The sequence below is a fragment of the Pseudomonas sp. A-B-19 genome (assembly GCF_019947515.1).
GTDB lineage: Bacteria > Pseudomonadota > Gammaproteobacteria > Pseudomonadales > Pseudomonadaceae > Aquipseudomonas.
The window spans coordinates 326,240-346,469 of record NZ_JAGYGN010000004.1; the positions used below are offsets into that span (position 1 = coordinate 326,240).

At 59.2% G+C, this 20,230-nt stretch carries 17 protein-coding genes and 2 pseudogenes; 12 read left to right on the forward strand and 7 right to left on the reverse strand.

Annotated features, from left to right (window positions below):
• Positions 1–249 precede the first annotated feature (249 nt).
• Positions 250–909 (forward strand): acyl-homoserine-lactone synthase, encoded by a 660-nt coding sequence (locus tag KGA81_RS07070; RefSeq protein WP_223545176.1) that lies wholly within the window; start codon positions 250–252, stop codon positions 907–909.
• A 22-nt stretch (positions 910–931) separates the two neighbouring features.
• On the opposite strand, the gene KGA81_RS07075 is transcribed toward KGA81_RS07070, so the two are convergent.
• A complete protein-coding gene (locus KGA81_RS07075; RefSeq protein ID WP_223545177.1) occupies positions 932–1,660 on the reverse strand; it encodes a helix-turn-helix transcriptional regulator in 729 nt (242 codons plus the stop codon).
• Between the two features lie 733 nt (positions 1,661–2,393).
• On the opposite strand from KGA81_RS07075, the gene KGA81_RS07080 reads away from it, so the two are divergent.
• The 3 genes and pseudogenes from KGA81_RS07080 to KGA81_RS07090 all read left to right on the forward strand — a co-directional run.
• Positions 2,394–2,954 (forward strand): YSC84-related protein, encoded by a 561-nt coding sequence (locus KGA81_RS07080; protein ID WP_223545178.1) that lies wholly within the window; start codon positions 2,394–2,396, stop codon positions 2,952–2,954.
• A gap of 240 nt (positions 2,955–3,194) precedes the next feature.
• A complete protein-coding gene (locus KGA81_RS07085) occupies positions 3,195–3,494 on the forward strand; it encodes a hypothetical protein (protein WP_223545179.1) in 300 nt (99 codons plus the stop codon).
• A gap of 93 nt (positions 3,495–3,587) precedes the next feature.
• Positions 3,588–4,283, forward strand: a pseudogene (locus KGA81_RS07090) (hypothetical protein); the annotation flags it as partial.
• A 145-nt stretch (positions 4,284–4,428) separates the two neighbouring features.
• On the opposite strand, the gene KGA81_RS07095 reads toward KGA81_RS07090, so the two are convergent.
• Positions 4,429–4,779: a DUF6124 family protein gene (locus tag KGA81_RS07095; protein WP_223545180.1), complete on the reverse strand. Its 351-nt coding sequence runs from the start codon at positions 4,777–4,779 to the stop codon at positions 4,429–4,431.
• A 637-nt stretch (positions 4,780–5,416) separates the two neighbouring features.
• Here KGA81_RS07095 and KGA81_RS07100 point away from each other — a divergent pair.
• The 6 genes and pseudogenes from KGA81_RS07100 to KGA81_RS07125 form a co-directional block, all read left to right on the forward strand.
• Complete coding sequence (locus KGA81_RS07100; RefSeq protein ID WP_223545181.1) at positions 5,417–6,412, forward strand: TRAP transporter substrate-binding protein; 996 nt, start codon at positions 5,417–5,419, stop codon at positions 6,410–6,412.
• A gap of 63 nt (positions 6,413–6,475) precedes the next feature.
• Positions 6,476–7,108, forward strand: a complete 633-nt coding sequence (locus KGA81_RS07105) for a TRAP transporter small permease (protein WP_115947814.1) — start codon at positions 6,476–6,478, stop codon at positions 7,106–7,108.
• Positions 7,105–8,388 (forward strand): C4-dicarboxylate TRAP transporter large permease protein DctM, encoded by a 1,284-nt coding sequence (dctM, locus tag KGA81_RS07110; RefSeq protein WP_223545182.1) that lies wholly within the window; start codon positions 7,105–7,107, stop codon positions 8,386–8,388. The genes KGA81_RS07105 and dctM overlap by 4 nt, the downstream gene beginning before the upstream one ends.
• 85 nt (positions 8,389–8,473) lie before the next feature.
• Positions 8,474–9,424: a TAXI family TRAP transporter solute-binding subunit gene (locus KGA81_RS07115; RefSeq protein WP_223545183.1), complete on the forward strand. Its 951-nt coding sequence runs from the start codon at positions 8,474–8,476 to the stop codon at positions 9,422–9,424.
• A 79-nt stretch (positions 9,425–9,503) separates the two neighbouring features.
• A complete protein-coding gene (locus KGA81_RS07120) occupies positions 9,504–11,531 on the forward strand; it encodes a TRAP transporter permease (RefSeq protein WP_223545184.1) in 2,028 nt (675 codons plus the stop codon).
• Positions 11,528–11,905 (forward strand): annotated as a pseudogene (locus tag KGA81_RS07125) (DUF1850 domain-containing protein); the annotation flags it as partial. The gene KGA81_RS07120 and the pseudogene KGA81_RS07125, both read left to right, overlap by 4 nt.
• A gap of 132 nt (positions 11,906–12,037) precedes the next feature.
• Here KGA81_RS07125 and KGA81_RS07130 read toward each other — a convergent pair.
• The 3 genes from KGA81_RS07130 to KGA81_RS07140 form a co-directional block, all read right to left on the reverse strand.
• A complete protein-coding gene (locus KGA81_RS07130; RefSeq protein WP_223545185.1) occupies positions 12,038–13,975 on the reverse strand; it encodes a feruloyl-CoA synthase in 1,938 nt (645 codons plus the stop codon).
• An 89-nt stretch (positions 13,976–14,064) separates the two neighbouring features.
• Entirely contained in the window at positions 14,065–15,513 is a 1,449-nt protein-coding gene (locus KGA81_RS07135; protein ID WP_223545186.1) for an aldehyde dehydrogenase, read from the reverse strand.
• Between the two features lie 83 nt (positions 15,514–15,596).
• Positions 15,597–16,427, reverse strand: coding sequence for a p-hydroxycinnamoyl CoA hydratase/lyase (locus tag KGA81_RS07140; RefSeq protein WP_115947808.1), 831 nt, complete (start codon positions 16,425–16,427; stop codon positions 15,597–15,599).
• 213 nt (positions 16,428–16,640) lie between these two features.
• On the opposite strand from KGA81_RS07140, the gene KGA81_RS07145 reads away from it, so the two are divergent.
• Complete coding sequence (locus KGA81_RS07145; RefSeq protein ID WP_223545187.1) at positions 16,641–17,129, forward strand: MarR family winged helix-turn-helix transcriptional regulator; 489 nt, start codon at positions 16,641–16,643, stop codon at positions 17,127–17,129.
• 60 nt (positions 17,130–17,189) lie between these two features.
• Here the strand turns inward: KGA81_RS07145 and KGA81_RS07150 are convergent, their stop codons facing one another.
• The gene (locus tag KGA81_RS07150) at positions 17,190–18,497 is read right to left on the reverse strand and encodes an OprD family porin (RefSeq protein ID WP_223545204.1); all 1,308 of its coding nucleotides are present in this window, start codon (positions 18,495–18,497) and stop codon (positions 17,190–17,192) included.
• A gap of 343 nt (positions 18,498–18,840) precedes the next feature.
• On the opposite strand from KGA81_RS07150, the gene mhpT reads away from it, so the two are divergent.
• Entirely contained in the window at positions 18,841–20,049 is a 1,209-nt protein-coding gene (gene mhpT, locus KGA81_RS07155) for a 3-(3-hydroxy-phenyl)propionate transporter MhpT (RefSeq protein ID WP_223545188.1), read from the forward strand.
• Positions 20,050–20,133: 84 nt separating this feature from the next.
• On the opposite strand, the gene KGA81_RS07160 is transcribed toward mhpT, so the two are convergent.
• Positions 20,134–20,230: transposase domain-containing protein (locus tag KGA81_RS07160; protein ID WP_223545205.1), on the reverse strand; the 97-nt coding region annotated here is incomplete at its 5' end.

The following is a 20,230-nucleotide window of genomic DNA, read 5'->3' on the forward strand; positions in this document are numbered from 1 at the left end:
CACTGCCCGGCATAAGTTGCCGTAGTTACCCAGAGAGAACAACTGTAACTAGGTACAGATAGCGCGATGAAAATCAAATCATGCAACCTGCAACTGCACCTAAGTACAGGTTGCCGCTGGGCGGACATTGATAAACTAACAATGGTCGCACGATTGATTTTTCGTACCTGAAAGTTCATTCCCCGCGACCTGCACAAGCCGCACCACTTAGTACTTAAGTACCAGTTCCCATGGAAGAACGTTAATAACATGAAAGCTATCGAGTTTCACGCGCTTGACTATAGTGCAACGCCCCACGCCTGGGTCGCCGACTTGTATCGCCTGCGCAAGGAAGTATTCGCTGATCGTTTAAGTTGGAAGGTCAATATAAACAACGGCATCGAGTTCGATGAATACGACAGCGAGCGGACGACCTACCTGATCGGTACCTGGGAGGGTGTCCCCTTGGCCGGCCTGCGCCTGATCAGCACTCTGGATCCCTATATGGTCGAAGGGCCGTTCCGTGATTTTTTCCGCTGCGAGCCGCCCAAGCACGCGCTGATGGCCGAGTCCAGTCGCTTCTTCGTCGACAAGATCCGATCACGCCAACACGGCCTGACCCAGGTACCGCTGACCGAAATGCTGCTTTTTTGCATGCACAACTATGCCGCAGGCAGTGGCCTGGAATCGATCATCACCGTGGTCAGCAATGCCATGGGACGGGTCGTACGCAACGCCGGCTGGCACTACGAAGTGCTGGATACCGGCGAAGCCTCTCCGGGGGAAAAGGTGCTGCTGCTGAACATGCCGGTAACCGAGTGCAATCGTCAGCGGCTGATGTCCAGTATTGCGCGCAAGCAACCCTTGTCATCCACGCAGGCAAGCCAGTGGCCGCATCGTCTGCACATCCGCGACACACCGCTCGGTTAGCCCAAGCGGATCAGCGTCTGAATCAGAGGATGCCTTGGCGCCGAGCCTCATAAACCGCCTGCTTGGCATTGCAGACCTGCAGTTTTCCGGAAATGTTGGACATGTGAAATTTGACCGTACGCTCGGAAATCGCGCAGATCAGCGCGATTTCCCGGTAGGACTTGCCCATCATCACCCACTTGAGCACCCTCATCTCCTTGCCCGAAAGCGGCCCACTCTGAAGTTGGGAAAACAGTTCATCCACCGTCCGCAGGCTCAACAGTCGGCTATGAAAGCGGATCAGTGCCATCTGTATCTGCCCCTGCTGGTCGGCCATGCGGCGATCGAAGTCGGCTTGCTGCCCGCCGTTGCAAAGACTCAACGAACTGAACACTCCACAGGGGTCATGCAGGATAAAGGTGGCGCCGGAGCAGATCCGGTATTGGCTGGAACGTCGAAACAACTCCCGACTCTTGTCACAGGAAACGGTCTGGAGCGCATCACTCCAGGAAAATGGCGCGCAACTTTTAAGACCGTGATGAATGATCGGATCGATCAAATGATAGTTGGCTCCCTTATAGGCTTTCAGCCAGGGCGATGGATAATTTGAAACAATAAGGGGGGCCGCTTCACGATTTCGAGGAACAGCAAAGTAGGCATAGCTTAATCCCTGAAGGTTCCCCAACAGGTTTTCAAGTTCGGATTGTAAACAGACGCTTGAATGACTCTCGTCGGCCGGGACGAGATCAGAGTATTTGAATTGACTATCCATGTTATGTGCTCATTATCCTTCATGATTACCTCGACTCTGCGGAAACGGCAAAGACAATGCAAGATTTTTCATTATACTTGGCGCACTGACATACAAGGCGGTTAATTCCGGTACGCTGGCGGGCTATATTCGACTATGACCTGAGGCAAGATCCAGCGTGCACGAGAGGCGATGACAGTTCGATTCCACAGCACGTTAGAACTCAAGCCTGTTTCCGGCAGCGATCTGCTTTTCCTGTCAGCCCTGTCATGTCATCGTCACATCCACCAGACACAATGGGATCAGCCAAAAGGATTTGGCCCATCTACAGAGAGCCCGGCCGACGCCGGGCTTTTTTCATTGCTACGACATGTTTTTCACGAAACGCTCACAAGATGGGGCGCAGATTGAAAGCACAAAAGGATTTGACCCCAAACAGAAGGCCCGTGATTGCGCGGGCCTTTTGCTGCCTGCATTGAGCATGTGAGAAACCGATTTCAATCCTTCACAAGATGAAACTGGCGGCCAGAAGCAGAACTGACAGCGAACCCGGCCATTACGCGGTGGTCACAACAGATGATGGCAGCGCAAATGTTCAGTGGCCGCAGACCAAGGTCGCAAACCAACTTCATACACGAGCGTTGCCTGCAATTGACACACTTCAGGGTGCGCCGGATAACCTCAGCGGATTCGGTTCCTGCCTGACGCAGGCGTTTGCTGCTCTCATCCCATGCTCCCTCAGCGGAGTACGCAAATGACTCGATCAATGCGGTTCTTCCTCTCGTTCTTCCTCGCGATTGCAACATTGGCATCGGCCGGACTCCTGAACAATGCCGCAGCAGCCACCGCCGAGGATCTGAATGCCGACTCTCGACAAGCGTTGCAAACGCTCTACAAGACCAATCCTTTTTCCGAAACCATCTCGCAAAAAGCCAAAGCGGCGCTGGTTTTCCCGAACATCATCAAGGCCGGTCTTGTGTTCGGCGGCAGCTATGGCGAAGGCGTACTGATGAAAGGCTCGAAAGTAGAGAGTTACTACAACTCTGTCAGCGGTTCATGGGGGCTGCAGGCCGGTGCCCAGTCGTATGGCTATGTGGTTTTCCTGATGACCGATAAAGCCGTGAAATATCTGGCCGACACCAAGGGCTGGGAAATCGGTGTAGGACCAACGGTTGTTTTAGTGAATGCAGGGGTTGCGAAGAACCTGTCCAGCTCGACGCTCAAAGACGACGCTTACGCGTTCATCTTCGACCAGCAAGGGCTGATGGCAGGGGTCAGCATCGAGGGAACGAAGATTTCTCAGATCAAGCGCTAGCGTCAGCCGTTTGATTGACCATCGGGAGCGTGATGGCGGCCTGTGCCAATCCGGATGGGTTCTCCCGTTCAGGCCAGGCGGCCCTCACGCCTGGCGCACGGACTCAGCTGATCATTGGGAAGTAGACGAAAGGTGCGGCAGGATCGGTGCCGCAAGGATAGGCTCAAAGAAAGAGTGTGCCCCGGCCCTGATGTGGCCAGGTACGATCTCGAATACGCCTCTTGCTACAGGGGAACCGGGATGACGGGAAAAACTGTGCGCCAATGCTCGCCATGGATCCTGCTTTCCCTGCTCGCCATCGACCTGGCACTGACAGCGGGATGCTCAGGCAAAACCGCCACGGCTCGCTATTCCGCCCCAAACACGGGTTCAACCTACTATGCAAAAGCCCTCCCCACTGTCGGCGAAGGCGGCCTCGCCTGGGCGGAGACCCTGGACATGGCTCGCCAGAAATCCCTGGATAATTGCATCCGCTATGCGGGCCGATCCGGCGGCACGCCGAATACCTGCCACGTGGTGATGTCGGAATGTAAACATTGATAGAGCGGTTTTTCGTTTCTGCGCCGCTTTTGCGTTTCTGTGCGACAGATCCTACTTCAGGGACTCCCGTTTCACACGTTCGTGATGGTAGTCACCGAAGATACCTCGGGTGACGCCATCCCCTACTACTTCGAACGCAACCCGACCCCCAACTACAATCTGGCGCTGGATGGCGGCTACCCGGTGGCGAGGATGCTCGACTTCATCAATAGCCTCGACGGCAAGGTCGCGCTCAAGCACAACCAGATCACGGACGCCGCCCGCTACGCCGCCGACAACTGGGGGCTGGATTACCTGGGTGGCAAGTTGGGGGTCGGTTTTGCCGACGAGTTCATGGGCCCGCTGACCACTTCCCCGACCTATGTCGGGATGGATGACAAAGCCTTCAAGCTTGCGGTCAACCTGCGCGTGCCGAAGGGAAAATCCCCGGAAGTGCTCAAGGCCGAAATCGCCGCAAAGCTGGACGCCTGGAGCAGGAAAACCGGCATCACACCAACCTTCGACCTGTCGATTGCCGAACCGATGTACCGCAACCCCGAGGGTGAATGGGTCAAGGCCCTGCTCGCGGTGGCCAGCGACAACCTCGGCATGGAACACAAGTTCGGCACCTCCGCCGGTGCCACGTCGGTGCATGAACTGCCCAACGGCGTGCAATTCGGCCTGGCCATGCCGGACGTCAAATACACCGGCCACAACGACAACGAGTTCAAGACCGCCGAGCAGTTCCTGCTGGACCTGCAGATCGTGACCGAGATGATGGGCCGCATCGGGCAATTGCCGAAGCTTTGATGCTCTATCGGGCCCGCCCTACTGGCGGGTCTACTTCCAGAACGGCAGTGAAACCCCGGAAGATCGCAGCCTGCGGCAGCTCCTACGCATTACGCGATCCCCGTAGGAACTGCCGCAGGCTGCGATCTTTTGATCTTTTTTACCCTCACCCAGGCGGGTCGATTTGATCCAGCACCCGGTTCGCCGTGATCTCCGCCAGCATCACGCTGTTGGAAATGCCCAGCAACGCATTGCGCGACCCACCGTCCAGGCGATCCACCAACTGATGGACCATCACATCGACCGACGCGAGGGTCTCGACCAGATAAACCATCAAGGTTTCGGGACTCGCCTGCGGGTCCACGGTGAACAAACTGCTGGGTGTGCGCGGTGTGGCTTTGATATCGGCAATCGAGGGGATGTGATAATCGAGGGCGGCTTCGTTGAGGCAGGTTGAGTCGGGCTCATGTGGGGAGACCGGATCGGCGTCCGGCGGGTTTGGCGTTACCTTGAACATATTTCTGTCTCCAAAAAATGGAGCCATCACCGACTTGCGACTAAACAAGGTGGGTGGCAGCTGTACGCAGGTTAGTCGACCGGGGAGACACGAAACCGGCGCGCCCGAAGGCGCCCTGCGCACAGCTACCATGAAGTGCAGGCATGAAATGACCTGACTGTCTGGATACAAATACGCTTCGTGAAACCACCGGGCGACTAAACCCGATCACTGATGGGCAGTGACACGAATCAAGTTACCGATGGCCTCCAGGGCGCACAAGCCGGCGGATTCTGGCGTAACCGTAGGCAACGGCGCAAGGTCTTGTAGCTTGCATGAAGTAACCTTAAACGCCTTTAAACAAACGCTCTCAACGGGATTTTGAAAAGGACAGTCACGAACTCAAGGCCTGTGTCGAAGGGCAATGATTGGCTGGATCCGCAGCCAAAAGCAGTCATCCATTCAAGCCTCCAGTCAGCGGCAAAAAAAGCCAATGACGTCAGGTTTGAGAATCTGGCCATCTCCCGGCAGCTTTTTACCTTCCCGGTTATCGCCCTCCAACGGATGGTTTTCTGCCTAGACTTGTTCTTGTCCCGACATACAAATGCGCTCAAGGCATCGAGCCATGTGAAAAACAAAAACAAGAGGAGCCCCCCCGATGTTCAGATCTCTATACGCAGTGCTCGCCTGCGCTCTTGCGTTAAGCACAACGAACGCGGCCATAGCAGCAGATCCGGTGATTATCAAGTTCTCGCACGTCGTCGCGGAACAGACGCCCAAGGGCCAAGGCGCCTTGCTGTTCAAGAAACTGGTAGAAGAGCGCTTGCCTGGCAAGGTCAAGGTCGAGGTCTATCCCAACTCCTCGCTATTTGGGGACGGCAAGGAAATGGAAGCCCTGCTGCTGGGAGATGTGCAGATGATTGCGCCGTCCCTGGCCAAGTTCGAACAATACACAAAGACCCTCCAGCTGTTCGATCTGCCCTTCCTGTTCAATGACATCGCCGCGGTCAACCGCTTCCAGTTGAGCCCGCAGGGCCAGGGGCTGCTCAAGTCCATGGAAAGTAAAAACATCACCGGCCTGGCCTACTGGCACAACGGGATGAAGCAACTGTCGGCCAACAAGCCACTGCGCGTCCCCGCCGATGCCCGTGGCCTGAAGTTCCGGGTGCAGGCGTCTGCCGTGCTCGAAGAACAGTTCAAGGCTGTGCACGCCAATCCGCGCAAGATGAGTTTTGCCGAGGTTTATCAGGGGCTGCAGACCGGAGTGGTCAACGGTGCGGAGAACCCATACTCGAATATCTACAGCCAGAAAATGCACGAAGTGCAGAAGTACATCACTGAATCGAACCACGGTGTACTGGATTACATGCTGATCACCAACACCAAATTCTGGAACGGCCTGCCACCAGACATTCGCAGCGAACTGGACAAGATTGTCGTGGAAGTCACAGCTCAAGTGAACAAGGAAGCGGAGCTTCTCAATGAGAGTGACAAGCAACGCATAATTGCAGCCAAAACGACTGAAATCATCATCCTGACACCGCAAGAACGCGAGCAATGGCGAGAAGCGATGAAACCGGTATGGAAGATGTTCGAAGGCGAAATCGGCCCTGAACTGATCTCCGTAGCCGAAGCCGCCAACAAGGCTCAATGATCGCGAGGCAGGTGCTGCCGGGGGCGGCGCCTGCCAGTCGTCACTCGACGTGAGATGCCATCCATGAAAGCGCTTCGGCGAATCTGGGAACACTTCGAGGAGGGCTTTATCGTCTTCCTTCTAGCCGCCATGACCCTGGTCACATTCGTTTACGTGATCCTCAACAATTTCTACAGCCTTTTCTACTGGCTTGCCGATCGCTGGCCAGGTGCAAGCGCCCCGCTGTTCGCCATTGGCGACGAAATCATGGGGATGGCTCAGGCGATGACCTGGAGCACAGCCCTGACCAAGGCCCTGTTTGGCTGGCTGATTTTTTTCGGACTGGCCTATGGCGTGCGCACGGCCGGGCATATCGGTGTTGACGCGCTCGTCAGGCTGACCAGCCGATCGGTGCAAAAGTACATCGGTATTGTGGCCTGCCTGTGCTGCCTGGCTTATGCAGGACTGCTCAGCGTAGCCAGCTTCGAATGGATCGAGACCCTGATGAATGCAGGGATCGGTGCCGAGGATCTGGGCCATTTCGGTATCATGCAATGGCATATCGGGCTGATCGTACCTTTGGGTTTTGCCCTGATTTTCATCCGCTTCGCTGAAATTCTCCTGCGCATCCTGCACAACCGCCAGACCGGCCTGGGCCTGGCCGACGAAGCCGCTGACGCGTTGAAACTCGCCGAGCACGAGGATGACAAGTCATGACCATTGCTTTCTTGTTCGCGGCCCTGTTCGTCCTGATGTTCATCGGCGTTCCCATCGCCATTTCCCTCGGTCTGGCCGGTTCCTTGACCATCATGTTCTTCAGTCCCGACTCGGTACGCTCGCTGGCGATCAAGCTGTTCGAGACCTCGGAGCACTACACGCTGCTGGCCATTCCGTTTTTCCTGCTCGCCGGCGCCTTCATGACCACCGGTGGCGTTGCTCGCCGGTTGATCGACTTCGCCAATGCCTGTGTCGGGCATATTCGCGGCGGCCTGGCCATCGCCGCGGTGTTGGCCTGCATGCTGTTCGCCGCCCTCTCCGGCTCCAGTCCCGCGACGGTGGCTGCCGTCGGTTCAATCGCCATTGCCGGCATGGTCCGCTCCGGTTATCCGCAAGCCTTTGGCGCAGGGATCATCTGCAACGCCGGGACGCTGGGTATCCTGATCCCGCCTTCGATCGTGATGGTGGTCTATGCCGCCGCCACCGAAACCTCCGTCGGCAAGCTGTTCATGGCCGGTGTGGTGCCAGGTCTGTTGCTGGGAACAGCGCTGATGGTGGCGATCTATATCGTCGCCATCAAGAAAAACCTGCCCGCCTTGCCGCGCGCGACATGCCGGGAGCTGCTGGGTACGGCACGCCAGGCGATATGGGGCCTGTTGCTGATGATCATCATCCTGGGCGGCATCTATTCCGGGATGTTCACCCCGACCGAGGCGGCGGCCGTAGCGGCCGTTTATTCGGCGTTCATCGCCTTGTTCGTCTACAAGGACCTGACGTTTCGTGATACGCCAAAAGTCCTGCTGGAGTCCGCCAAGCTGAGCATCATGCTGATGTTCATCATCGCCAACGCCATGCTTTTCGCGCACGTGCTGACCACCGAACAGCTCCCGCAGCAGATTACCGCCTGGGTGATTGACGCAGGCCTGACACCCATGACTTTTCTGCTGGTGGTCAACATTGTGCTGCTGGTTGCCGGCGCGTTCATGGAACCGTCGGCCATCATTCTGATCCTGGCGCCGATCCTCTTCCCCATCGCCATGAAACTGGGCATCGACCCGATTCACCTCGGCATCATCATGGTGGTCAACCTCGAAATCGGCCTGATCACGCCGCCGGTGGGCCTGAACCTGTTCGTCACCTCGGCAGTGACCGGTATGTCATTACCCGCCACCATCAAAGCGGCGATGCCCTGGTTGATGATTTTGCTGCTGTTCCTGGTGCTGATTACCTATGTGCCCTGGATTTCGCTGGTGCTGCCTGCCTGGCTGGGCATGAGCTGATATCGCCGCCCGCCACCCGCTGCGCCGGAATCGACTAGAGTGGAATAACTCTGCATAAAGCCATAACAAGACGGAGAAGCTCCCCATGCGAGTAACAAGACGCTTCGCCCTGCTGGTCGCCGCCACCTTGGCCATCAGCACCCCCGCTCAGGCCGCGCCGGTGTTCATCAACATCCTGACCGGCGGAACCAGCGGGGTTTACTACCCGATTGGTGTCGGTTTGTCGCAGATCTACAGTGATGGCATTCCCGGCTCGAAGATCTCGGTCCAGGCCACCAAGGCCTCGGTGGAGAACCTGAACCTGCTGCAAGCCGGTCGAGGCGAGTTGGCGCTGGCGCTGGGTGACTCGGTTGCCGATGCCAAAAACGGCGTGCAAGACGCTGGTTTCAAGACACCGCTGACCAAGTTGCGTGCCATTGGCGGGGCCTACCCCAATTACATTCAGATCGTGGCCAGCAAGGAATCGGGGATCAAGACCCTCGCGGATCTCAAAGGCAAGACCATCTCGGTCGGGGCGCCCAAGTCGGGTACCGAACTGAACGCGCGAGCGATCTTCAAAGCTGCGGGGCTGACCTATGAAGACATGGGTAAAGTGCAATACCTGCCCTTTGCCGAGTCGGTCGAGCTGATCAAGAACCGACAACTGGATGCGACATTGCAATCTTCCGGGTTGGGCATGGCGGCCATTCGCGACCTGTCCTCTGTCATGCCACTGAACTACATCGCCATCCCGACTGAGGTGGTAGCGAAAATCGGCAACCCGGCCTATCAGAGCGCCATGATTCCGGCCAACACTTATGACGGACAAACCGAAGCCGTGCCCACGGTTGCTATCACCAACATTCTGGTGACCCGCGCCGACATGCCCGATGAAGTAGTCTATGAAATGACCAGACTGTTGTTCGAAAACCTGACACGTCTGGGTAACTCACATTCGGCAGCCAAGGACATCAAGCTGGAAACAGCAGCAAAAAACCTGCCGATCGCGCTGCATCCAGGCGCCGAACGCTACTACAGGGAAAAGGGCGCGCTGTAACCGCGCGAGGCGCAGTGGGCCGGGTTGCCACTGCGCCATCGAATCTCCCTATCCAGTGCGGTCATGAGGCAGGCAACCAATGATTGACGAGCATCACGGCATTTACGCGAACCCGCGGGACTGGCCAAAAGCCCTGTTTTACGTAGCGTTGCTGTTTTCGATTTTTCAGATCGTCACCGCGGCCTTTTCACCCATCTCAAGCCAGGTGCTACGCGCAGTGCACGTCGGTTTCCTGCTCTGGGTGGTCTTTCTCAGTTACCCCGCCCATGGCAAGGCCCGTCCCTGGCAACCGCTGGCCTGGCTGCTCAGCCTGGCAGGCATCGTCACCGCCTTGTATCAATGGGTGTTCGAGGCGGACCTGATCCAGCGCTCCGGCGACCTGACGCCGGCAGACACCGTGATGGGTGTCCTGCTGATCGCCCTGGTCTTCGAAGCCGCCCGACGGGTGATGGGGATTGCATTGCCGATCGTCTGTGGCCTGTTCCTGGCCTACGGCTTGTTCGGTGAGTATCTACCCGGTGAACTGGCTCATCGGGGCTATGGTTTCGACCAGATCATCAATCAACTGTCTTTTGGTACCGAAGGGTTGTATGGGACACCGACCTATGTATCGGCCACCTACATCTTTTTGTTTGTCCTGTTCGGCGCTTTCCTGGAAGAAGCCGGCATGATCAAGCTGTTTACCGACTTCGCCATGGGATTGTTCGGCCACAAGCTCGGGGGGCCGGCCAAGGTCGCCGTCGCCTCGTCGGCGTTGATGGGGACCATTACCGGCTCGGGGATTGCCAACGTCGTGACAACGGGCCAATTCACCATTCCACTGATGAAGCGCTTTGGCTATCGGCCCGCGTTTGCCGGCGGAGTGGAAGCCACCTCCAGCATGGGCAGCCAGATAATGCCGCCGGTGATGGGCGCGGTAGCCTTCATCATGGCCGAAACCATCAATGTGCCGTACGTGGAAATTGCCAAGGCTGCAGTGATACCCGCCATCCTTTATTTCGGCTCAGTGTTCTGGATGGTCCATCTGGAAGCCAAGCGCTCCAACCTCAAGGGATTGCCCAAGGACCAGTGCCCCAGCGCATCAGGCGCGGTAAAGGAACGCTGGTATCTGCTGATTCCCCTGCTGGTGTTGGTTTACCTGCTGTTTTCCGGGCGCACCCCGCTGTTCTCCGGCATGGTCGGATTGGCATTGACCGCCATCGTGATTCTCGGCTCGGCGATCATTCTCAGGGTGCAAAACTTCGGCCTGCGTTGTGCGTTCTGGATTGCACTGGGCGTGCTGTGCACAGGCTTTTTTCAACTCGGAATCGCGGTGATTTTTGCGGTCATTGCGGTGCTGATGTTGATGTGCTGGTTCATCAAGGGCGGTCGGGAAACGCTGATTATCTGCCTGCACGCACTGGTCGAAGGCGCACGCCATGCAGTTCCGGTAGGGATCGCCTGTGCGCTGGTGGGCGTGATCATCGGTATGGTTACGCTCACAGGCGTTGCCTCGACGTTTGCCGGTTACATATTGGCCATTGGCCGGGACAACCTGCTGTTGTCACTGATACTGACGATGGTCACCTGCCTGGTGCTGGGCATGGGCATTCCGACCATACCCAACTACATCATCACCAGTTCGATCGCAGCACCTGCCCTGTTGGAACTGGGTGTGCCACTGATCGTGTCGCACATGTTCGTGTTCTATTTCGGCATCCTCGCCGACCTGACACCACCGGTCGCCCTCGCCTGCTTTGCCGCAGCCCCGATCGCCAAAGAAAGCGGATTCAAGATCAGCCTGTGGGCAGTACGCATTGCGCTGGCCGGTTTCGTCATTCCGTTCATGGCTGTCTATAACCCGGCGCTGATGCTGCAAGGTGACAATTTGTGGATGACTGCCTACATGCTGATCAAGACCATTCTGGCGGTCGGCCTGTGGGGAGTGGCGTCCACCGGTTATCTGCAACAGAAAATGGCCGTCTGGGAGCGCTTGTTGAGTCTTGGTGCAGGGGGCCTGTTGGTCGTGGCGCTGCCGCTGACCGATGAAATCGGCTTCGCACTTGGGATTCTGGTGATACTTCAGCACGTCTGGCGGTCCAGGCACGCAGGGATGGCCAATGCATGATCGGCTTGTGCCTGGGCCTGGCCGGCGGTGTCTGGGCCCAATTGCCGGTGTCCCATTTCACGCTGGCGTGGAATCACAGCATCGAAAAGACTCGCTGGGAAGAAGACTATCGCGTCACCCGCAAAGGCCTGGTTCTGGAAGAAGCCAGGGTCCGAGGTAACGGTGCGGGAATGGAGATACCTGACGATGCCCGACTGGAAAACGGCAGTTGGCACTTCCAGCGCCGTTTACCGCCCCTGCAACCCCTGAAACTGGGGCGAACCCCTGAGGCTGGCGACTACCAGCTGTGCGTTGACGGGACGTGCCAATTCATTAGCCGCTGGGTCGGACCGCCCACCAGCAGCCAGCCTTTTATACAGCTGTGGAGTTGCGAGGCAGTCAGAGAATCGCCACAGGGCAATGCTCAACCACGCCCCGCGGCTGAAGAACTCCACCAGTCTGTCACATCGACGGTTCAACTCACCGTCGTCGACGCAGAATCAGTGCCGGAACCCGTCAGCACGCTGTCAACCGCCAGCGGATCGACTCCCGCCCGAGCCAGTACTTTGCGCCCGACCTTGATGCCCAGGTCGATCGGCGCGCAGGATCGCCGGATCGAGCCCGCGATACAGCGCCTCGACCTGCTCCGCACGCCACTGCAATACCGCACGCTGATTGATCGAGCCCTTGTCGGTGATTTCACCCCGGTCGATGGACGCCGGCTCAGCGAGCAAGGCGATCCACTCCAGGCGACTGGCGTTGCCCGTGGCGTCGCGATTGAGTCGCTGCAACCAGGCGGCGAACCATTCGCGCACCGGCGCGCTGGCCAACACCTCGGTGTCGCTGGCACTGGCCGCCAGCCCTGACAGCCGCCGACATTCAATCATCCGTGGAAATACCAGCGCGCCCAGGCATTCACGATCCGGCGCGGTCACCACCAGGTCCTGGACATAGGGCGACCCTTCGAGCACCGCACGGCTGCGTAAAGGCCCGACGCTGACGAACACCCCGGATGACAACTTGAAATCTTCGGCGATGCGCCCGTCGAACATCAGCCCCAATTGCGGGTCGCGCGGGTCGGCGAGCTTGAGCGCATCACCGGAGCAGTAGAAGCCCTGAGGGTCGAACGCATCAAGCGTCTGCTGCGGTGAGCGCCAGTAGCCGGGCATGATGTGCGGTCCACGGAAACGCCCTTCCAGTTTGCCGTCCACCGGCACCAGGCGCACCTCGCAACCGGGCGCCGGCAAACCGACATAACCGGCCATGGACAGCGGCCCGGTGGTGAAGGTGCAAGACGGCGAAGCCTCGGTCATGCCGAGCCCGGCCATCATGCGGATACGCTCGCCGCAGTGCTGTTCGCTGATCCGGTCGAGTCGGTCCCAGACACTTTGCGACAGACCGGCAGCGGCAAAGAAGAACAGACTGATGCGTTTGAAAAAAACCTCCCGCAGCTCCGCGTCCTGCTCCAGTGCCGAGGCCAGCTCTTCCCAGCCCTTGGGCACAGTCAGGTAGGCGGTGGGTGACACTTCCTTGAGGTTGCGCAGGGTCTGCGCGAACCCCTGCGCCGTGGGTTTGCCGTCGTCCAGGTAAAAGCTGCCACCGTTGTAGAGCACGATGCCGACGTTATGGCTGCCGCCGAAAGTGTGGTTCCACGGCAGCCAGTCCACCAGCACCGGCGGTTGTTCGCCGAACACCGGAAACGTCTGCAACAGCATCTGCTGGTTAGCGCACAGCATGCGTTGGGTGGTGATCACCGCCTTGGGCAGCTTGGTCGAGCCGGAGGTGAACAGGAACTTGGCGATGCTGTCCGGCCCCGTGCTGGCAAACGCGGCTTCGGCGGCGGCCCCGCCCGGCTGCTCAAGCAGGCTGGAAAAGCTGACCTGGTGGCGCCCCGCGACCTGGCCACGCACGGTGATCAGTGGCGTTTGGGCCGGCAGCACGGCATCGATGGCACGCTGGTAGGCCGAGGCATCACTGACAAATACCAGGCCGGGTTGCAGCAGGTCGCAGACGTGACGCAGCTTGGCGAAATCCTGGGACAGCAGCGAATAGGCCGGCGACACCGGGCAGTAGGGGATGCCCGCGTACAGGGCGCCGAAAGCGATTTGCAAATGCTCGATGTCATTGCCCGAGAGCAGGACCAGGGGTTTGTCTGCCGACAGGCCGTAGCTCAACAGGCTTTGGGCGATGGCCCGGACACTGTCGAGCATCTGGGCGTAACTGACCCGGCGCCACTCACCGTCGGCCTGGCGGGCGGCGATGAAGGTCTGCTCGGGACGCACTTGGGCCCAATGCACCAGGCGGTCAAGCAGTCGCGGCGGATACTCGGCCAATGGTTCCAGGGAGCGCATGTGCAGTGCGCCCTGCTGTTCTGTCACCTCGACCGCTGCGCGACCGACGGACAGGTGACGGTAGCGCGGCGCGCCGGCCTCGGTGTGGGGTTGCGATCTGAATTCGGAACTCACGTGCTTGTACTCCATCAAGGCACGCTACCACCAGGCCGCTCGAATGGACATGGTGGTGGCTGCAGCCTTTTTATTGTTATTTCTGCGGTTCAGATCGGGTAATGCCGCAGCCCATGCTGCAAGGTGACCCAGCGCAACTGGGTAAAATGCTCGATGGACGCCTTGCCGCCAAAGCTGCCGTAGCCGCTGGACTTGACCCCGCCGAAGGGCATTTGCGCTTCGTCGTGCACGGTCGGGCCATTGATATGGCAGATGCCCGACTCGACCCGTTGGGCCAGTGCCAGGGCGCGCCCGGTATCGCGACTGAAAATCGCCGCCGACAGACCGAACTCGGAATCGTTGGCCAGACGCAGCAGCGCTTCGTCACCCTCCCCGCGCAACAACACCGCCACCGGGCCAAAAGACTCCTCACGGTACAGGCGCATGGTTTCGTTGACGCCATCGAGCAGGGTCGGCTGCAAAATGCTGCCGTCCAGTTGTCCGCCGACCACCAGCCGCGCGCCCTTGCCCAGGGCATCGTCGATCAACCCCTTGATGCGTGTTCCGGCACTGGCGTCCACCAGCGAACCGAGTACCGAATCCGCCAGCGCGGGATCACCGGCGCGCAGGGTCTCGACCTTGGCGGCCAGCCTGGTGACAAAAGCATCGGCGACCTTGGCATCGACGATCAGCCGCTCGGTGGACATGCAGATCTGCCCCTGATTGAAGTACGCACCGAAAGCGGCTGCCTCGACCGCCGCATCCAGGTCGGCATCATCGAGCACCAGCAACGGCGCCTTGCCGCCCAGCTCCAGCAAGGCCGGCTTGAGATGGCGTGCCGAGAGCTCGCCGACGATGCGCCCGACATGGGTTGAACCGGTGAAGTTGACCCGTCGCACCGCCGGGTTGGCGATCAGCCGCTCGACAATCGCCGGGGCATCCGCCGGGGCATTGCTGATGACGTTGACCACGCCATCCCCCAAGCCGGCATCCTGCAAGACCTGGCCGATCAGCCGGTGCACCGCCGGGCTCAGTTCGGAGGCCTTGAGCACCACGGTGTTGCCGCACGCCAGCGGCATGGCGATGGCGCGGGTGGCGAGAATCACCGGAGCATTCCACGGGGCGATCCCCAGCACCACACCGCAGGGTTGGCGCAGGGCCATGGCAAAACTGCCCGGCACATCCGAGGGGATGACTTCGCCATTGATCTGGGTGGTCATCGATGCCGCTTCACGCAGCATGTTGGCCGCCAGTCGCACGTTGAATCCGTACCAATTGGCCATGGCCCCGGTTTCGCCAGCCGCTGCAATGAACTCGGCACTGCGCGCCTGCAACTGTTCGGCGGCCTTGAGCAAACGGCTGCGACGTTCATTGGGCGCCAGGGCGGCCCAGGCGGGAAACGCTGCCTGGGCCGCAGCCACTGCGGCGTCGGCATCTTCCAGGGTGGCGGCGGCAACCCGCGATACCACTTCACCGGTCACCGGGTTGCGGCGTTCGAAGGTCCGACCGTCGCGGGCAGGCAGCGACTGGCCGCCGATCAGCAGGGGCACGTCCAGCATGGTGATTCCTCTTTATTGTCTTTATCGGGAATGCATTCGAGCGATATGAAGCGCCGGGGCGGACATGCACCCGGCGATCAGACTCAGCGTTTGTAGGTCTGCAGACCGGGCTTGATGCTCTTGTCGTCGAGGAATTGCTTCATGCCCTGCTCGCGGCCACCTTCGGTGTCGAGCAGGCGCGACTGGTCAAGCTTGGCGTACAGGTAGTCCTCGTTCTGCTCCCAGGTCAGCTCGCGGCAGCGCTTGAAGCCATGCTTGGCCGCACGCAGCACCACCGGGTTTTTCTCCAGCAGGTTGCGCGCCAGATCCACGGTGACTTCGCGCAGTTGCGCCAGTGGCACGCTTTCGTTGACCAGGCCCATCTCGGCGGCCTTCTGCCCTCCGAAGGTCTTGCCGGTCATGATGTAGTACAGCGACTGACGATGGCCGACGGTATCGGCCATGGCTTTGCTCACCAGGTTGCCTGGCGGGATGCCCCAATTGATTTCCGAGAGGCCGAAGGTCGCTTCGTCGGCGCAGATCGCCAGGTCACAAGCCACCAGCGGGCTGAAGCCGCCACCGAAACACCAGCCGTTGACCATGGCGATGGTTGGCTTGGCGTACATGCGCAGCAGTTTCCATTGCCATTGCGACGCTTCGCGGCGGATTTTTTCCTGGAGGATCTCCGGGCCGGCGTCCACTTCGCGGAAATACTCCTTGAGGTCCATGCCCGCGGTCCAGGCATCGCCGGCACCGGTCAGCACCAGCACACCGGCCGCCGGATCCTGCTCCAGGGTTTCCAGTACATCGATCATTTCCCGATTGAGTGTCGGGCTCATGGCGTTGCGTTTTTCCGGGCGATTGAGAATAACCCAGGCGATGCCTTCTTCGATCTCGACCTTGACGGTTGTCCAGCGACCTTCGTAGTTGCTCATGGCGGTGCTCTCTTGTTCTTGGCTTGAAGATGACTGGAAATTAAAGGACGTATTTAGTTATGTCAATTAACTATTAATCGAATTAACCATTTTTTACCCACCCTGAAATATCCTCCGATCCCATCGCCATGAACGACGGGCATAGCCATCAGCGGCCAACCCCGGCAAACTGGATACGTTTGTTAACCTCCACCTGTTCAGGATTCACCCGCAATGGCCAAGCCTTCTCCCCTCGCCGATCAGAACGAGTCCCCGTCCGCCACCGCCGAGATGCAGGCACCGCTGGATTCGGCACTGGATGACCTGATCGGCTACGCGATGCGGCGCGCCCAGCTCAAACTTTTCCAGAACCTGATCGGCCGCCTGTCAGCCCACGACCTGCGCCCCGCGCAGTTTTCGGCCCTGGCGATCATCGAGCAGAATCCGGGGCTGATGCAGGCCGACCTGGCCCGGGCCCTGGCCATCGAGCCGCCGCAGGTGGTGCCGCTGCTCAATAAGCTGGAAAGCCGCGCGCTGGCGGTGCGGGTGCGCTGCAAGCCGGACAAACGCTCCTACGGAATTTTCCTGAGCAAGATTGGCGAAACGTTGCTCAAGGAGCTCAAGCAGATCGCCGCGCAAAGCGATTTCGACTCCACCTCATCGCTGACTGGCGAAGAGCGCGAGGAGTTGCTGCGCTTGCTGAGAAAGGTTTACCAGGACTGAACGCGTAATGCCGGCACACCCCCAAAGGGTGGCCGGCAAGGAACATCGAGCAACCCGGCACTACCAGATCGGCAAGGTGTAAAGCACCTGGAACCGGGTCTGGTTTTCATCACGAAACGCCGTACCGCTCGGGAAGTCATTGCGATAGATCGCCTTGCGCGCCAACAGCCCGAGGTTTTTCAGCGGGCCGCTCTGAATCACATAACCCAGTTCCATCTGGAATTCGCGCTCCTTGCGGTCCTCGGCGTTGAAGGCGGCCAGTTCGATATGGTCGCCGCGCACGTAACGCAACCTTCCCTTCAAACCGGGCACCCCGGATGCGACGAAGTCATAGTCATAGATCGCTTGCCAGGTGCGCTCCCTGGCGTTGAGAAAATCCGAAGCCATGGTCTGTTCGCTCATACCCATCAACTCAGTGCCAGAAATGTACGGCGTCGCCGTATCGCCACTGGAATGCATGTAGCCAAGGCTCACTCGATGCCCGCCGAAACGGTAGCCGAACAATGCCGAGAGGTTGCGATTGTCCACCCTGCCCGCCTTGGCGCGGCCCTCCTCGCGGCTGAAAAAACTGCGCAAGTCGCTGGTGAACACACCGTCGCCGAGCGGCAGGTTGTGCAGCAATGCCAGGGTGTCCTGTTGGTACAGGTCGGCCACCTCGGCATGGTAGGCGCGCAGACTGAGTTCTTTGTTGACCTGATAATCGCCCCCTGCGTACGCCAGATGCGAGGTGGTGGCGGCGCCGTTGAATCGCCGGTTTGGCGTGGCGATGCTCATGGCCTGATAGTCCGTGGAATCGCGCTTGTTGATGCGGTCGATGTAGCCAGTGTTGAGAGTCAGGCCATCGATATCTTTGGAACTGAGGGTCGTGCCGCGGAAAGTCTGTGGCAACAGTCGCGATGGGCTGGCGAAGGCGAACGGCAGGAAAATCGAGACATCGCCGCTCTTCACCGTGGATTGGGCAAATCTTAGTTTGGCCGTCGGGGCGAGCCGTGAATAGTCATCCGCCGCGCGCTTGTCGCTTGCCGACACCGGCAGCAGTTCAGTGCCGCTGCGATCCGGAGCGGAGTCAAGCTTGACCCCCAGCAGCCCCCGTACGTCCAGACCAAAGCCCACAGCTCCTTCGGTAAACCCCGACTCCATGCCCAGGATGAAACCCTGAGCCCATTCCCGCGCGGCCGTCTTGGCACCGCCGTCCTGGTATTCACGGTCCAGGTAGTAATTGCGCAGGGTCAAGTTCGCGTGACTGTCCTCGATAAATCCTTCGGCCCGCAACTGAGAGGGCAGAACGCTGACGCCAAGCAGCGCCACGACCCACCCGGGATGGGTACTGCAGACACAGGAGAGCGACGCTACTGAAGCGGTGTGCATGGGGCGCTTTGGCATGTTCGATGTCCACTTTTTATTGTTTTTCTGGTGCCGGACCCGCACGGGACCGTCGGCTTCACGATCAGAGAATGGAAACAGCCAAGCGGCGTCGTCAATCGGGAATAACCGATAATCGAACATTAATATTGTTATCTATTTTTCAAGAATCTCTCTAATTCATCCGTAACAAACTGTTTTTTATATATTTATTTGTGGCTTAGGCGACTTTTAAGACACCAATCTTTTTTTAGTTATCTTTGTTATCTTAATTGCCAGTGGTCATTGACGGCGCTCCCAACGTACGGAGGGCTCGACTGCATAACAAAAACAACAATGAGGTTCACCCATGGACAGTCCATCGCGTCGCTCGACGCTGACAATCGCTTTGTGCTTTATCGTTGCGCTGATCGAGGGGTTCGATCTGCAGGCTGCCGGCACCGCTGCCGCAGGATTGCGCCAGAGCTTTGCCCTGGACCCGAAGATGATGGGCTGGGTGTTCAGCGCCGGAATCATTGGCCTGTTGCCAGGCGCATTTTTTGGCGGCTGGGTAGCCGATCGTATCGGCCGCAAGAAAATCCTCGTCGGCGCCGTGTTGCTGTTCGGTGTCTTCTCGCTCTGCACCGCCTATGTCGAGAGCTATTCCAGCCTGCTGCTGGTGCGCTTCATGACCGGTCTGGGCCTGGGGGCCGCTCTGCCCAACCTGATTGCCCTGTGTGCCGAGGCCGTGAACGAGCGCCATCGCGGCACCGCTATCAGCATCATGTACTGTGGCGTGCCCCTGGGTGGCGCGCTGGCGGCAATAGTGGCGATGTTTTCCAGTGAGCACTGGCAAACCACCTTTATCATCGGAGGCCTGACGCCTTTGCTGGTGGTGCCACTGATGGCCCTGCTGTTGCCCGAGTCCACTGCGTTCCGCCAGCAACACGTCACGACCGCCAGCCCACGGTCGTCAACCGCCCAGGCGCTGTTCGGCGAAGGACGCGCACGTAGCACGCTGGCCTTGTGGTTGAGCTACTTCTTTACCCTGACCGTGATGTACATGCTGCTCAACTGGCTGCCCTCGCTGTTGCTGGAACAGGGTTTCACCAAGCCTCAGGCAGGCATGGTGCAGATGCTGTTCAACCTGGGCGGCGCCATTGGTTCGCTGCTCGGCGGGGTGATGCTGGACCGTTGCAACGGCCTGAAAGTAGTCCTGTTCGTGTATGCAGGAGTGTTGGCGGCACTGGCCGGGGTCGGCCTGTCAGTGGGTATCGTGCCGATGGCAATCGCCGGGTTTGCCGTCGGGCTGTTCGTCATGGCTGCACAGCTTGTACTTTATGCACTGGCGCCCCCTTCCTACCCGACTTCGGTGCGTGCCACCGGTGTCGGCGCGGCTGTGGCCATCGGCCGGCTCGGTTCGGTGGCAGGTCCCCTGGCCGCCGGCCAGATCCTCGCCGCCGGGGCCGGCACTACTGGCGTGCTACTGGCAACTTCACCGGGGTTGGTGGTCGCCGCACTGTCGATCCTGACCCTGATCGCCCGCACCGGAGCGATCGCCGAGTCTCAACCGAATTGACCTTGTAGGAGCGAGCTCGCTCGCGATGGTCGTTAACGATAACGCGTGTTTACTGTAAGCGTCCGGCGAACACTCCTTGCGTAGTTAAACGGGCGCCCACTTGTACGGGAGCAATTCCGTAATTTCACTCGCCCGCTGCGTCGGCAAACGAGTCAGAACGTCCTTTAGATATGCATACGGA